The organism is Bradyrhizobium sp. 31Argb (genome assembly GCF_043638955.1).
GTDB lineage: Bacteria > Pseudomonadota > Alphaproteobacteria > Rhizobiales > Xanthobacteraceae > Bradyrhizobium.
In genome coordinates, this window is record NZ_JBEGDB010000206.1 from 1 (window position 1) to 14,409 (window position 14,409).

The window sequence follows — 14,409 nt, forward strand, 5'->3', positions numbered from 1 at the left end:
GTCCTCCTTGCCGACCAGTTGACCTGTTACCCATGTCGCCGGTCTATTCTGTTACCCATGTAGCCGGTCAGGACCGCGCCACCTTCTCCCACAAGGGGAGAAGGGACCTCACGCGTAATGCTTCAGCCGTTTTCCCGGCAACAAGTCGTAAGCCGACTTCCAACCCGGGAGCGCCGCGATGCGGCCGAGCCACGCATGAATGGCCGGATGGCTCTTGGCGAACTCATAGCCGGTCTCATCGCTCGGATAATGCAGATAGGCCATCATCGAGAAATCGGTCACCGTCGGCCGCTCGCCGATCACGAAGGCTTTGTCCTGCAGATGCCGATTGAGGATGCCGAGATAGTCATCGATCCGGCCGCGCAGAAACTTCAGCACGTCCGGATTGGATGACGGCATGAAGGTGCGTTGGAAGCGGTAGGTCGCCATGTAGCCGGTAAGCTTGTGATTGTCCCAGAACAGCCAGCGCAGCAGCTCGAACTGCTCCTGCGCATTGCCGGCGCCGAACCGGCCATATTGCTCGGCGAGCTTCAACAGGATCGGCGCCGTCTGGGTCAGGCGCACGCCGTCCTCCTCCAGCACCGGAATCTCGCCCATCGGGTTGACGTTGGCGCGCCATTCCGCGGTCCGCGTCACACCGCCGCCGAAATCGGTCCACACGCCCTCGAACGTCTCGCCGCACAACGTCAGCATGAGCGCGAGCTTGTAGCTGTTCCCCGACTCCGGGAAGTAGTGTAGCCGGTAGGTAGGCATAGGGCGCTCCTGTTCGTCGGTCCGACTTGCCAGTGCAAGTTACGATACGTACAATTCGAAAAACAGAACATTTGTTCTGTATACTGCGCAATGCAGCAATGCAACGGGAGTCAAATTGGCGAAGCAGGCCGACCAGGAGATAACCGCGCGCGAGCGTCCGCTGATGGAAGCGACCCTTCGCATCGTCGGCCGTTCCGGGATCGATCGCGTGACCCATCGCGCAGTCGCGGCCGAAGCCGGCATGTCGCTCGGCGCCGTAACACATCATTTTGCCACACGCGATATCCTGGTCGACGCTGCGCTGCGTTTCGCATTGACGCGAGAGGTTGGACGGCTGCAGGCGCTATCGCTCAGCCTGCAAAGCAAGGCGTTCGATGTCGAAGCCTGGATCGAGGAACTCGTCGGCTGGTATGGCCAGGAACTCAAGACCCAACCCGACATTCACATTGCCTGTTACGAGGTGTTCCTGGCCGCCGCGCGCAGCGAGCGCTACCGGTCCATCGTGGCCGAATGGTTCGACACCTGGCGGCAGAGCTCCGAGCTCGCGCTGCGCGCAGCCGGCTCGACGAGCCCACGCGCGCATGCTGAGCTGTTCGTTGCCACGCTGATCGGAATCCTGTTGCAGCAACTCGCCATCCCGCGCCGCAGCTTCCGGCAGGAGACCAGGGCGGCGCTGCTGGAACTGGTCGAGGGGTTGATTGGGAAGAAGTGAGCCTACGAGCTTACTTCGCGACGACGGCGCCAATCGTTGCGCCCTCTCCCCTTGTGGGAGAGGGCAGCTCAGCCATTGGCCACAAGTTCGTTTGGGTGAGGGGTTCTCTCCACGCGCTCAGGTGCCTGCGGAGACAACCACTCATCCGGCGCTTCGCGCCACCTTCTCCCACAAGGGGAGAAGGAAGGGTCGGCGATCACGCCACCGCGCCGCTTGCGCGCAGCTTGCTGATCGCGGCCTCGTCATAGCCCGCCTGCCGCAGGATCTCGTCGGAGTGCTCGCCGACTTCCGGCGGCTTGCGCGGCTGCGCCTTTTTCTCTCCATCGATGAAGATCGGGCTGTTGACGGTCAGCATGGTGTCGTTCTCGAACCGCACCAGCACCTCGTTCTCGATCATCTGCTTGTCATCAGGGATGTCGTCGAGGATGCCGACCACGCCGAACACGAGGCCATTGCCGTCGAGGATCTTGCGCCACTCGGCGAGGTCTCTGGTTACGAAGATTTCGTCGAGGATCTTGATCAGTTCCACCGAGCGCGCATGGCGGCCGGCTTGGTGGCGAAACGCTCGTCGGTGACGAGGTCCTCGCGGCCGAGGCAGCGCGCCAGCGTCGGCCATTGCCGCTCCTCGTTGAGCAGCGACAGGATGATCCAGCGGCCGTCCTTGCACTTGTAGTGGTTGGTCACCGCGTTCAGCGCCTCTTCGCGCGGCTTGCGCTTGGAGAATTTCGCGCCGCAAAGCTTTGCCTGTGCCAGCACGCTGTTGGCCCAGACGCCATTCGCCATCAGGTTGGTCGAGACATGCGAGCCCTTGCCGGTGCGCTCGCGCTTGAACAGCGCGGTGACGATCGCGCCGTAGAACGCCATCGCGCAGGGGTGGTCGCCCATGCCGGCGACGGAGCGCGCCGGCGTGGTGTCCTCATCGGCGCGCACCAGGTCCATCAGGCCGGAGCGAGCCCAATAGGCGTTGCTGTCGAAGCCCGGCTTGTTGGCTTCCTCGCCCTTTTCGCCATAGCCGGTGAAGGAGGCGTAGATCAGGCGGTCGTTGAGGTGGGCGAGGTGGTCATGGGTGATGCCGAGCTTGGCGCGCACCTGCGGCGGCATGTTGGTGATGAAGACGTCGGCCTCGGCGACGAGCTTGTACAGCACCGCCTGCGCCTCCGGCTTGGTGAGGTCGAGCGCCAGGCTCTTCTTGTTGCGCGCCTCCAGGAGCCAGGCGAAATTGTGCTCGGTATGGGGATAGCCGGGCAGGTTCGGCAGGTTGCGGTAGGGATCGCCGGCCCCGGGTGGCTCGATCTTGATCACATCGGCCCCGAAGTCGGACAGCACGGTCGCGGCCGCCGGCGCCGCAATGAAGCTCGCGCAGTCCAGAACCTTCAAGCCTTCAAAGATACCTTTTTCCATCGTGCCGTCGCTCCCGTGACGTTTGTTGCTGTTGTTCGTGAGGCGGAATTACCGCTGCCGATGATCCCGAGGAAGCGACATTTGACCCATGTAGGGTGGGGGATGCAACGGGTTCGCGACGACCGCGGTGCCGTAGGGTGGGCAAAGCGTTAGCGTGCCCACCCTTGGTCGGCACGCTGCGCTTTGCCCACACTACGAAACTGGCTACTCCCCGCCCGCGAGCAGCGCCGCATTGCCACCGGCGGCGGCCGTGTTGACGGTCACTGTCTGCTCGGTCGCAAACCGCGCCAAATAATGCGGGCCGCCCGCCTTGGGACCGGTGCCGGAGAGGCCGCAACCGCCGAACGGCTGCACGCCGACGACGGCGCCGATCATGTTGCGGTTGACGTAGATGTTACCGACCGAAAGGCGCTCGACGATATCCTCGACGGCGTCGTCGATGCGCGAGTGGATGCCGAGCGTCAGTCCGTAGCCCGTCGCCTCGATCGCGCGCAGCACGTCACCAAGATTTTCCGCGCGGTAGCGCACCACGTGCAGGATCGGGCCGAACACCTCCTCGGTGAGCTGGCTTGCGCTCGCCAGTTCGAAGATGTGCGGCGCGACGAAATTGCCCTCCGGCGCAGTGCCGGCGAAATGCACGCGCGCCTCCCGCTTCATCCGTGCGATGTGCGCATCGAGCCGCTGTTTTGCTTCCGCATCGATCACCGGTCCGACGTGGGTTGAGGGACCGGTGGGATCGCCGAGTCTCAATTCGCGCGCGGCGCCGGCGATCATCTCGATCGTGCGGTCGGCGACGTCGTCCTGGACGAATAGCAGCCGCAGCGCCGAACAGCGCTGTCCGGCGGAGCGGAACGCCGAGGTCACGACGTCGTCGGCAACCTGCTCGGGGAGCGCGGTGGCATCGACGATCATCGCATTGATGCCGCCGGTCTCCGCGATCAGCGGCACGATCGGGCCATCCTTGGCGGCCAGCGTGCGGTTGATCGAACGCGCGACTTCGGTCGAGCCGGTGAAGACGACGCCCGCGATGTCCGGATGCGCCACCAGTGCCGCGCCGATCCGGCCGTCGCCCTGCACGAGCTGCAGGGCAGAAGCGGGCACGCCCGCCTCGTGCAGTAGCGCTACCGCCTCAGACGCGATCAACGGCGTCTGCTCGGCCGGCTTTGCCACCACCGAATTGCCCGCAATCAATGCGGCCGTCACCTGCCCTAGGAAGATCGCCAATGGAAAATTCCACGGCGAGATCGCGACGAAGACGCCGCGGCCGCGCAAGACGAGCACGTTGCTCTCACCGGTCGGTCCCGGCATCGCCTCGCCGTCGCCGAACAGCTTGCGACCCTGCGCGGCGTAGTAGCGGCAGAAATCGGTAGCCTCCCGCACCTCGGAGAGCGCGTCATCCAGCGTCTTGCCGCCTTCGCGCTGCAGCAGCGCGATGAAATGCGCGGCGCGTTGCTGCAGGAGCTCCGCGGCGCGTTCGAGGATTTTCGCGCGCGTCTCGGCCGGCGTCCGGCTCCAGCGGGCAAAACCGCGGCGCGCCGCGGCGACCGCAGCATTCGCTTTTTCCGCAGTCGATTCGACGATACGTCCAGCCGGCACTGTTTCGGTGCCGATCGCCGATAACAGGCGATTCAGTGCGGCGCGTTCGCCGAACTCGATGCCGCGCGAATTCTGCCGCTCCGGCCGATAGAGATCCTGCGGCAGCGGGATGTTCGGATGCCGCGCATGCTCTGCCGTGCCGATGATGTCGGCCGGCCGGCGCAGCAATGTCTTTACGGGCACCGCCTCATCGGCCGCGAGCGCGACGAAGGACGAATTGGCGCCGTTCTCGAGCAAGCGCCGCACCAGATAGGCGAGCAGGTCGCGATGGCTGCCGACCGGCGCATAGGTGCGGAAGGCGATGTCGGGACGGTCCATGGCAAGCTGCGCATAAAGCGCTTCGCCCATGCCATGCAGGCGCTGGAATTCGAAGCTGCTGCCGTCGCCGGCGAGCTCCAGAATGGTCGCGACGGTGAGCGCGTTGTGGGTCGCGAATTGCGGAAACAGACGCGGCCGCAACGCCAACAGCTTCCTTGCGCAGGCGATGTAGTTCAAATCGGTCAACGTCTTGCGGGTGAACACCGGATAGTCGTCGAGCCCGCGCTCCTGCGCGCGCTTGATCTCGGTGTCCCAATAGGCGCCCTTGACCAGCCGCACCATCATCCGGCGGTTCGCGCTTCGCGCGAGCTGGTCGACATAGTCGATCACCTCACCGGCGCGCTTTTGATAGGCCTGAATCGCGAGGCCGAAGCCGTCCCAGCCGGCAAGCGCATCGTCGGCAAACGCCGCGGCGATCACGTCGAGCGACAATTCCAGCCGGTCGGCTTCCTCGGCATCGACGGTGAAGTTCAGGTTGAAGGCCTTGGCCTGCCGCGCAAGTTCGACCAGCCGCGGCACCAGCTCGCGCATCACGCGACCGTGGCTCACCGCCTCGAAGCGCGGATGCAGGGCAGAGAGTTTGACGGAAATGCCGGGCCGGTCGGGCAGGGGACGGTTGTCCGCCGCGCGCCCGATCGCCTCGATCGCGCGCGCATACGAGTTGAAGTAGCGTTCGGCATCCTCGGCGGTGCGCGCACCTTCGCCGAGCATGTCGAAGGAATAGCGCGGCCTCTCAGCCGACTGCGAATTCGCCCGCGACAGCGCTGCCTCGATGGTCTCGCCGAGCACGAAGTGGCTGCCCATCAGCCGCATCGCCTGACGCGTGGCGGCGCGCACCGCCGGCGCGCCGAGCCGTTTTGTCAGTCGTCCGATCGTGCCCTGCGGGGTCTCGCCGGGCTGGATCACGCGCGCGGACATGCCGAGCGCCCAGGCCGAGGCATTGACCAGGAACGCGCTCGATTTGGTCTCGTGACGGACGAAATCGCCCTGAGCCAGCTTGTCCTCGATGAACAGGTCGGCGGTGCGCGCATCGGGCACGCGCAGCAGGGCTTCCGCCAGCACCATCAGCGCCAGGCCCTCCTTCGTTGAGAGCGCGAATTCGCGCAGCATGTCCTCGATGCCGCCCAGCGGATCGTCATTGGTGCGGATCGCCTCGATCAGCCGCGTCGCGGTGGCGTCGATCCGTGCTTCCTGCTCCGCGCCAAGCCGCGCATCCAACAGCAGCCGCGCCGCGATCGCGCCATCGTCCGGCGCATAGGCCGCGCTGAAAGGTGGAAGAGAAGCGTATTCGACCGGCATGGCGTTTTCCTCAGACCCACCAAGACGTTACTTCCATCCGAACCGTATTTCGATAGACAAATTCGTACATATGGCTTAGAAAATCAGGAAATATAGGCGTATGGCCGATATATGCCGGAACTTGATAAAATAGACCGCAAAATCCTCGAAATTCTGCAGGACGACGGCCGAATCGCCAATGTCGAGCTGGCAGAGCGCATTGGCCTGTCCCCGACCTCGGTCGGCGAGCGGCTGAAACGGCTGCAGCGCGAGGGATTTGTCGAGGGGTTCGGTGCCCGCCTCAATCCGCACCGGCTCGGCCTCGGGCTGCTCGTGTTCGTCGAGGTGATGCTCGACAAGACCACGCCTGATGTCTTCGAAAAGTTCGCCCACGCCGTGCGGGCCGCGCCGGAAGTCCTGGAGTGCCACATGGTGGCCGGCGGCTTCGATTATCTGGTCAAGGCGCGCGTCGCCGACATGACCGCCTATCGCCGCTTCCTCGGCGAGAGCCTGCTCGCGCTCCCCGGCGTGAAGGAGACGCGCACTTACGCCGTGATGGAAGAGGTCAAGCGCGACGCGCCGCTGCCGGTCTCCTAGGGGCCTCCGTGTTGAAAGTCGCAATCGCGGACTGATATTGTCTGATCTGGTCAATCGCATTCGGATCGATCGTCACCCGCCATGCCGTTCTATCGTCACGAGGAAAACGACCTCGACTCCGCGGATGGCGTCGGTTTCTCTCCGGAGGACGTGCCACGGGCCGCCGCCGTTTTCGGCGGCTACATGGTCACGAAGGGCATGGAGCTCGCCATGCACGAGCATCGGAAGGCCCAGCTTGTCCTGACCTTGCGGGGCGTCGTTAGGTGCGAAGCCGACCAAGGTGTCTGGATCGTGCCGCCGCGCTGTGCGGTGTGGATTCCCGGCAATCTTCCCCACAGCGTGTCCCTCGCCGGAAATGTCGAGGTATATTGCCTGTTCGTCGAACCGGATGCGGCGCCGGCGCTGCCCAGGCGATGCTGCACGCTGTCGATCTCGCCGTTGCTGGAGCGTTTGCTGCTGCACGTTGCCCAGATGCCGGTCCTGTACGATGTCGATGGCGCCGACGGCCGGATCGCCACTGTGCTGCTCGACCAACTGTCGCTGGCGCCCGTCGACCCTTCCGACCGCGCGACGATCGACGACTGGGGCCGGCGCATGGCCATCGCCCAGCGGACCTTGACCCGCGCCCTGAAACGCGAGACCGGCATGAGCTTCGGCCGCTGGCGCCGGCAGCTCCACATCCTCATTGCGCTGCAGCGTCTCGCCGAAGGGGCGTCAGTCCAGACCGTGGCGCTCGATCTCGGCTATGAGGGCGCGAGCGCCTTCGTCACCATGTTCCGCAAGGCCCTTGGCAAGCCGCCCGCCCGATATCTGGCGGACCGCCGCATTGCCGCGTGATCTCTGTCCGGCTTCGGACAAATCCCCACGCTGGTGTTGACCAAAAATCGCAATATTTTGTCCCGTTTGCGGAATGCGGTCAGGTCGGCAATTTCCTATCCTGGCTCTGACGCTAACACGCTGGCGCGCCGGCGGGCGCATTCCAGAGCATGATCCGGAAAAGTGGAAACCGGTTTTCCCTCGCGACAAACGCGAAGCGTTTGCGCGGAGATCATGCTCAAACAAAGAGAGAAGAGCCCGGAACATGGATTCACTCAGCAGCGGCCCGGTCGCGGAGGTTCTCCAACGTCTTCATCAGGAAGCGGAAGCCGCCGACGCGCCTCTGATGCAGGCTTACATGAGCGAGACGACCAATGGCGAGGCGATCAGCCAGTTCATCGAAGCTGAGACCAAAGATTTGGCGGGACTCTATCACGGTCTCGCTGGGAATTTCCTGAATGTCTCCCCGGAATTCGGGCGGTTTCTCTACATGTGCGCCCGTAGCTGCAAGGCCAAGCGCATCGTGGAGTTCGGCTCTTCAATGGGGGTTTCCGCCATCTACATGGCTGCAGCGTTGCGCGACATGGCCGGCGGCCGCCTGATCGGGACCGATCTCGAGCCCAGCAAGGTCGCGCGGGCGCAGGCGAACGTCGCCGGCGCCGGGCTGGCCGATCTGGTCGAGTTTCGGGTTGGCGACGCGCGGGAAACCCTCAAACCCGGCGTCGGCGGCGACATCGACATGCTGATGCTCGACGGCGCCTTCACCCTCTATCTTCCCATTCTCAAGCTGCTGGAGCCCTACCTGAAGCCCGGCGCGATGATCATCGGCGAGAACGCGTTCGAGGAAGGCTCCGGCTATATCGACTACGTGCGCGATCCGCAGAACGGCTATCTCTCACTGCCGCTGTCGTTCGATCCGGGGCGCGGCAACGAAGTCACCGTCAAGACGAAGTGATCCGCGCGGCAGCGACGTCGAAATTTCGGTGCAAGGAGCCAACCTTTGACCCAACCCGCCCACGGGCCGGAAAATTCTGCGCCGCCGCTCGCCCCGCCGGGTCGAGTCACGCGGATGTTGCTGCGATGGCTGATGCGTCCTGCGCGCGTTGCCGCAGTCGAGACGCTCTCGCCGCACTTTCGGCTGGTCGACCTCGAAAGCGAAGCGCTCAGGAACGTCGCCTGGACGGCTGGCCAAAAGGTCCAGGTCTCGATGGGCTCGGGCCTTAGCGCGCGGACCTACACGCCGATATCGTGGGACGCCGACAGCGGCAGGACACGAATGCTCACCTTCGCGCATGGCGACGGTCCCGGCAGCCGATGGGCAAGCGGCCTGCGCGAAGGCGACATCTGCCAGTTCTTCGGTCCGCGCCGCTCGCTCGATCTATCCGGCCTTGAATCGCCGGTGGTCCTGTTCGGCGATGAAACCTCGTTCGGCCTGGCGGCGGCACTCCGCGACAGCCCGCAGGCTGACGCTGCAATCCATGTGTTCGAGGCCTCGGATGTCGCGGAGTCGCGGCCGGTGCTGGAGGCGATCGGCCTCGGCCAAGCAACGTTGATGGAGCGCACCGCCGACGACGCCCATCTTGCCGCGGCCGAAACTGAGGTGTTGCGCCTTGCCGCAAGCGGCGCGCATTTCATTCTTACAGGCAAGGCATCGTCGATCCAGCGCGTAAGCCGGGCCTTGAAAGCAGCCGGCGTCGCATCATCGCGGGTGAAGACCAAGGCCTATTGGGCGCAGGGCAAGATCGGGTTGGACTAAAGCATGATCCGGAAAAGTGGGGGGCGGTTTCCCTCGCGACAAACGCGAAGCGTTTGCGCGGAGATCATGTTCAAATTGACATGCTAAAATTTGGAAGGTCTGCCACGCGCGATGTGATCCACAGGCTCTTATCCGGCATATTGGCAGGATCGAGAGGCCACGCTAATCCTCAAACCCCTCCTGGAGCTCTGGTCCTGATGGAATCAGAACCCAAGCTCTGGATTCTTGTTTTGTTGCGTTTTCTTCAAGCGAACCGGTATCCACTTCGCTCGAAAACGCTTCTGGGGTGCAGGTTTCATGAGCGACACCGATCGATCGATGCAGCACGGCCCACGCTCAACTATCCGCCCTCGGCGAACGCGATGACGGTCTGCTACGGCTTCGTCTGCCGCCGCCGCGAGATCCTGGATTTCAGCGCCGCCGACCGCGCCGCGCTGACGCAGATCATGAATGCGGGCCGCGCCTCCGCGGCCGCCGAGCGTGCTGCGGTGCAAAAAGCGGTGATGTGGTTCGACCGTCGCATGGGTCCGATCATCGGCACCGAGAAGCGGGTAGCGAAAGCCGATTTCCGCTATTTCGACGACAAGCACAATTACGATTGCTGGGACACCACCCGCAACACCACGAGCCTGCTCTTGGTACTGCAGCAATGGAATCTGCTGAAGCACCACGTCGTTGGCGATCCGCATTACCGCGGCAACACGCTGGTGCTGCAGACGCCGCACAATACAGCGGTGCTGGTCGAGCGCGCCACCAAGGTGGAATGGGCCGTCGATCTGTGGCCACGCGGCTATCTGCAGCCGCCGGATGTCATGCCCGTCGCCAAATGGGTGACGGAGGACTGAAAGTGGCCGACGCGCGGATGCGCGCGCTCAGCTCCTTGTGAACGTTTCCCTCTGTTGCAATTTGTTTGGGCGTCACTCCCGGACGCATCCCCGAGAGTGCGGCCTTCGTCGATGATGCTAGACCTTCAAATTCTCCGCCGATGTCCGGCCGCGGTTGGCGATCTCGTCGTACTCGACCGACTGCCCTTCATTGAGCGTCGTAAGGCCGGCCTTCTGAACCGCTGAGATATGAACGAATATGTCCTTGCCACCCGATGCGGGTTGAATGAACCCGTAGCCCTTGGTCGGGTTGAACCATTTTACAGTACCTTTAGCCATTCACGTCGTCTCCGGCGGAAAATCAAATAATAAAACGAACGGGCCGGTCCCCGCACACCCCGGCATGTTCGCAAGGCGCAGGATAACGCAGATTGCGTCGCGCTTGGTAGCGCAAAGCTCACGCGTGATTTTGGCGGAAACACGCCGTTTCGCGGCGCTTTTGCGCCGTTTTGCCTATTTCCCATTCATTCCCGTGGAAAAGATCGGCCAATCGCGGCAAGTCTCGGGCATCTGTCACGGCCGGAGCTTGGTAAGTCAGCGCTCACGATCAGCGCACGCCGACGTTGACGATGCGGCAGCGATCGCCGAACGGTGCGACTAACAGATGATAATCAGGCCGCAACGACCTGATCGCCGTTGACCAGCGCGGACAGTGTGCGCGTGTCGTCGACGGTGCGCACGGTCATCGGCTCGTTGCGGCCGCGGATCGCGACTTCCTGTTCGGGAAGCGCATCGGCGGTGAGGCCCGCGGTGATGCGCACCTCCTCGGAGAAGATGGCTTCGCAGCCAAGCGTCTTGGTCATGTCCTGCAATCGCGCCGCGACATTGACGGCGTCGCCGAGCGCGGTGAACACCATGTGGTCGCGATAGCCGATGTCGCCGACGATCACCTCGCCGCCATGGATGCCGATGCCGAAGCGGATCGGCTCGGGCAGGTCATGGCTCAGGAACTGGTTCAATTCGTCGATGTTCTTGCCGATCTGTGCCGCCGCGCGCAGCGCCTGCAGGCAGGCCTGTTGCCGGCTGCTCGCGAGGCCAAACAGCGCCAGCATGCCGTCGCCGACGAACTGGTTGGGCTGGCCGCCGCTCTCGATCACCGCCTGCGACACCGCGCTGAGGAAGCGGTTGACGATGAAGACGGTGTCGAACGGCAGCCGCGTCTCCGCAAGCTGCGTCGAGCCGCGCATGTCGACGAACAGGCTGACGAGATAGCGCTCTTGCCCGATCCGCGTCGGGTTCGACGCATGCGCAGTGGCCGACATCGTGTGCGGCGTGAAGAGTTGGAAGAAGGAGAGGTCGGTGGTCGGCTTGAGCTGGCAGGCGAGCCGGATCGAGGGATCGGTCGATCCGACGCGGCTGAGCACGAAGGCCTCGCGCGGCGAAGGTTCGGGCAGCATGCTGCAGTCGCCGATGATGCGGATGCGGCAGGTCGAGCAGCGCGCGCGGCCGCCGCAGACGGAGGCATGCGGCACGTTGTGGCGCAGGCTCGCCTCCAGCACGCTCAATCCCTTGGGCACCCGGACGATGCGGCCATTGCCGTAGGACAGGCTGATCATGCCGCCGCGCCGCTCGAGGATGGCGCGTCCGCCGCGCGCGAGCAGCACCAGGACAAGCAGGCCGACATAGCCGATCGTCATACCGCTGGTGATGCGATCGAGCATATCAGCCTGCTCCAGCGTGCCGACATGTTGCGCGGACAGGTTGTCGTGCCGCCACGCGGGATCGGTGCTGTCGGCGATCACGGTGCGTCCGCCCTGGTAGACGCCGAGTAGCGCCAGCGTCGGGATCAGCACGGCGGCCGCCAGCAGAAACGGCGCCGCGCGCTTGAAGAAGCGGCGCATCCTCAGCCAGAAATAAAGCCCGATGCAGCCGTGTACCCAGGCGATGACGAGCACCGCGAGCATCGGCAACAGCCTCTGTCTCGCGCCGATGAAGAATATATAGAGTTCCTGCGGATAGAGCTTCTCGTGCCCGTACAGCGTCTGGCCGAGGCGCACGCCGACGATATGGGCGATGATCAGGAAAGGAATGCTCAAGCCCAACAGCAGTTGCAGCGGCTCGATCGCCTTCCAGCCGAACTGTCGGCGCTGATACAGCGCCCAGATGCCGAGCCCGGAATGCACGAGGCATGCGCCGTAGAAAATGAAGGCAACGGGCCGGAATTGCCAGAAGGCGGTGTGCCAGTTGACGCCCCAGGCCAGCGCGTCCAGCGAGATATTGCCGAGCGCGTGATTGAGGAAATGGCTGACCAGATAAGCGAACAGAATAGTGCCGCAGGCGAGCCGAACCTGCCGCAAGCCGATGCCGCGGAAAAATTCTCGTAATTGCTGGCGCGCAGAGGAGGCCATGTGATCCGTAGCTACTATCGTCAAATCTAATGCCTTATTCCCTGCCGAACACTGTCGCCGTCCTGGCCTCGTACGCCGTCCTGGCCCCGTGCCGCTCCATTATAGCCAAATCGTATAATGCTTCCGAATTCTCAAATCCGCCGCTCCCTCGTGGAAGAGGCCGCATTTCACGCCCGCCACGCCCAGGTTTGCGCACCAGTCCATGGCCGGCCTGCCGGAACGCCCGCCTATCATTCTTTTCCCGCGACACGTTGACACCCCGCTGGGAGTCTAGGAAAAGCGCGGCCGTGACGAAGATCCCGCTCAAAGCCGGCCGCGCAACGCCGGACGACTATCCTTCCGCGCCATCATGGCCCGTCGTGATCGCCCTGATCGCGGCGATGACGGTTCTGCGCCTGATCTATGCGGCCGTGCTCGACCTGCGCACGGACGAGGCCTATTACTGGACCTGGTCGAAGGAGAACGTGCTGTCGTTCCTCGATCATCCCCCCATGATCGCCTGGTTCGTCCGCTTCGGCACCGCGATCTTCGGCGACACCAATCTCGGCGCGCGCTTTGCCGGCGTTCTGGCGATGCTGGCGACCCAGCTCCTGCTCGCGGACATCGTCCGCCGCGTCACCCATGATTTCAGGGCGATCGTGCTGGCGCTGCTGTTGCCGGAGGCGGCGCTCTATTACGGCCTCTTGATGGCGAAGGTCGCGCCCGACATCGCGATGATCCCGTTTGCGGTCGCGATGTTGTGGTCGCTGGTGCGGCTCACCGAAAGCGGCGACGGGCGCTGGTGGCTCGCCGCCGGGCTGTTCGGTGGGCTCGCGCTGCTGTCGAAATTCACCGCGATCATGCTGGTGCCGGCAGTCGTGGCGTTCATTCTGGTGCCGTCCTGGCGGTGGCGCTGGCTCTCCAGCCCCTATCCTTATCTGGCCATCGTGGCCGCAATCCTCGTGTTCTCGCCGGTGCTGATCTGGAATGACCAGCATGATTGGGCCTCGTTCCGCTTCCAGGCGGTGCGCGCCACCGCGGATCATCCGTTCTCGCTCCGCACCTTGGGTGAGTTTTTCGCGCTGCAACTCGGCTTGGTCGGATTCGTGGTGCTGCCGGTGGTGCTGTCGGGCGTGACGCTCACCGCATGGCGCGGCTATCGCACCCGCGAGCCGGTGGCGATCCTGCTCTCGACCGCGGTGATCGTGCCGTTCTTCTATTTCCTGTGGAAGTCGCTGACGCTTCGGGTCGGCGACACCTGGCCGATGTTCCTGTGGCCCGCCGGCTTTGCCGCCACCGCCATCAACATCGCGATGCTGCCGCGCGAAGGTTTTCCGAAATGGATGATCCGCGCGACCATCTCCTGGGCGCGGATCGCGGTGATGTCAGGTCTCGTCTTCGTCGTCTGTGTGTTCTTGTATTATGTCGCGACGCCCTTCAATTTGATCGGCCGCACCGATCCGATCGGCGGCGAAGCCGGCTACGAGCAGCTCGCCGCGCGCGTCGAAGATCAATTGCAGAAGCAGGGCGCGACCTGGATCGCGACCACTGACTACCGCACCTATGCGATGCTGCGCTTGTTCTTCAATGGCCGCGTGCCCGTGATCCAGCTCAACGAGCGCGGCCGATTCCAGGGCTTCCGCGATCCCGGCATGGACCGCATCAGGGATCACGCCGGCATCTATGTCGTGCGCGAGCTCGACAGCCAGATGCCATTCTTGGATTCGGCGGGCGCCGCGCGCCAGCCGCTCGAACGCGTCGAGCGCGTCTGGCGCGGCATGGTGATGGACAGCTTTTCGCTGGAAAAGCTCACCGGCTACACCCCAGAACTCTCGCCGCCACCGGATTCGCCGCTATTCCGCTGGCGCGTGCTGGCGATGCTGATTTCACCTTCTCCCCTTGTGGGAGAAGGTGGCGCGAAGCGCCGGATGAGCGACTATCTGGATTGTCAAGTTGCATTGGCGTAAGCGG

The 14,409-nt window shown here is 64.0% G+C and carries 10 protein-coding genes and 2 pseudogenes; 7 read left to right on the forward strand and 5 right to left on the reverse strand.

Going from position 1 to position 14,409, the window contains the following annotated elements; genetic code table 11:
• Window positions 1–108 precede the first annotated feature (108 nt).
• Entirely contained in the window at window positions 109–753 is a 645-nt protein-coding gene (locus AAFX91_RS29705; protein WP_394568999.1) for a glutathione S-transferase family protein, read from the reverse strand.
• Window positions 754–868: 115 nt separating this feature from the next.
• Here AAFX91_RS29705 and AAFX91_RS29710 point away from each other — a divergent pair, with 115 nt between their 5' ends.
• On the forward strand, window positions 869–1,465 hold the full coding sequence (locus tag AAFX91_RS29710; protein ID WP_282532497.1) for a TetR/AcrR family transcriptional regulator: 597 nt from the start codon (window positions 869–871) through the stop codon (window positions 1,463–1,465).
• A 196-nt stretch (window positions 1,466–1,661) separates the two neighbouring features.
• Here the strand turns inward: AAFX91_RS29710 and AAFX91_RS29715 are convergent.
• Window positions 1,662–2,866 (reverse strand): annotated as a pseudogene (locus AAFX91_RS29715) (CaiB/BaiF CoA transferase family protein).
• A 204-nt stretch (window positions 2,867–3,070) separates the two neighbouring features.
• Window positions 3,071–6,079 (reverse strand): bifunctional proline dehydrogenase/L-glutamate gamma-semialdehyde dehydrogenase PutA, encoded by a 3,009-nt coding sequence (gene putA / locus AAFX91_RS29720; RefSeq protein ID WP_394569000.1) that lies wholly within the window; start codon window positions 6,077–6,079, stop codon window positions 3,071–3,073.
• 111 nt (window positions 6,080–6,190) lie between these two features.
• Here putA and AAFX91_RS29725 point away from each other — a divergent pair, with 111 nt between their 5' ends.
• The 5 genes and pseudogenes from AAFX91_RS29725 to AAFX91_RS29745 all read left to right on the forward strand — a co-directional run.
• Complete coding sequence (locus AAFX91_RS29725) at window positions 6,191–6,655, forward strand: Lrp/AsnC ligand binding domain-containing protein (RefSeq protein ID WP_130583583.1); 465 nt, start codon at window positions 6,191–6,193, stop codon at window positions 6,653–6,655.
• Window positions 6,656–6,736: 81 nt separating this feature from the next.
• Entirely contained in the window at window positions 6,737–7,492 is a 756-nt protein-coding gene (locus AAFX91_RS29730; RefSeq protein WP_394569001.1) for an AraC family transcriptional regulator, read from the forward strand.
• 244 nt (window positions 7,493–7,736) lie between these two features.
• A complete protein-coding gene (locus tag AAFX91_RS29735; RefSeq protein WP_394569002.1) occupies window positions 7,737–8,426 on the forward strand; it encodes an O-methyltransferase in 690 nt (229 codons plus the stop codon).
• A 132-nt stretch (window positions 8,427–8,558) separates the two neighbouring features.
• A complete protein-coding gene (locus AAFX91_RS29740) occupies window positions 8,559–9,227 on the forward strand; it encodes a siderophore-interacting protein (RefSeq protein ID WP_394569003.1) in 669 nt (222 codons plus the stop codon).
• Window positions 9,228–9,568: 341 nt separating this feature from the next.
• Window positions 9,569–10,072 (forward strand): annotated as a pseudogene (locus tag AAFX91_RS29745) (hypothetical protein); the annotation flags it as partial.
• 117 nt (window positions 10,073–10,189) lie between these two features.
• On the opposite strand, the gene AAFX91_RS29750 reads toward AAFX91_RS29745, so the two are convergent.
• Both AAFX91_RS29750 and AAFX91_RS29755 read right to left on the reverse strand, forming a co-directional pair.
• Window positions 10,190–10,390, reverse strand: a complete 201-nt coding sequence (locus tag AAFX91_RS29750) for a cold-shock protein (RefSeq protein WP_130583670.1) — start codon at window positions 10,388–10,390, stop codon at window positions 10,190–10,192.
• Window positions 10,391–10,722: 332 nt separating this feature from the next.
• Window positions 10,723–12,459 carry an adenylate/guanylate cyclase domain-containing protein gene (locus tag AAFX91_RS29755; RefSeq protein WP_394569004.1) on the reverse strand — a complete coding sequence of 579 codons (1,737 nt, stop codon included), beginning with the start codon at window positions 12,457–12,459 and terminating at the stop codon, window positions 10,723–10,725.
• A 380-nt stretch (window positions 12,460–12,839) separates the two neighbouring features.
• Here AAFX91_RS29755 and AAFX91_RS29760 point away from each other — a divergent pair, with 380 nt between their 5' ends.
• Window positions 12,840–14,405: a glycosyltransferase family 39 protein gene (locus tag AAFX91_RS29760; RefSeq protein ID WP_394569005.1), complete on the forward strand. Its 1,566-nt coding sequence runs from the start codon at window positions 12,840–12,842 to the stop codon at window positions 14,403–14,405.
• Window positions 14,406–14,409 lie beyond the last annotated feature (4 nt).

What these genes read in the sequence shown, in the direction of transcription:
- AAFX91_RS29705 (WP_394568999.1), bottom strand. Translation starts at nt 753, where the DNA reads ATGCCTACCTACCGGCTACACTACTTCCCGGAGTCGGGGAACAGCTAC.
- putA (WP_394569000.1), bottom strand. Translation starts at nt 6,079, where the DNA reads ATGCCGGTCGAATACGCTTCTCTTCCACCTTTCAGCGCGGCCTATGCG.
- AAFX91_RS29725 (WP_130583583.1), top strand. Translation starts at nt 6,191, where the DNA reads ATGCCGGAACTTGATAAAATAGACCGCAAAATCCTCGAAATTCTGCAG.
- AAFX91_RS29730 (WP_394569001.1), top strand. Translation starts at nt 6,737, where the DNA reads ATGCCGTTCTATCGTCACGAGGAAAACGACCTCGACTCCGCGGATGGC.
- AAFX91_RS29735 (WP_394569002.1), top strand. Translation starts at nt 7,737, where the DNA reads ATGGATTCACTCAGCAGCGGCCCGGTCGCGGAGGTTCTCCAACGTCTT.
- AAFX91_RS29740 (WP_394569003.1), top strand. Translation starts at nt 8,559, where the DNA reads ATGCGTCCTGCGCGCGTTGCCGCAGTCGAGACGCTCTCGCCGCACTTT.
- AAFX91_RS29750 (WP_130583670.1), bottom strand. Translation starts at nt 10,390, where the DNA reads ATGGCTAAAGGTACTGTAAAATGGTTCAACCCGACCAAGGGCTACGGG.
- AAFX91_RS29755 (WP_394569004.1), bottom strand. Translation starts at nt 12,459, where the DNA reads ATGGCCTCCTCTGCGCGCCAGCAATTACGAGAATTTTTCCGCGGCATC.
- AAFX91_RS29760 (WP_394569005.1), top strand. Translation starts at nt 12,840, where the DNA reads ATGACGGTTCTGCGCCTGATCTATGCGGCCGTGCTCGACCTGCGCACG.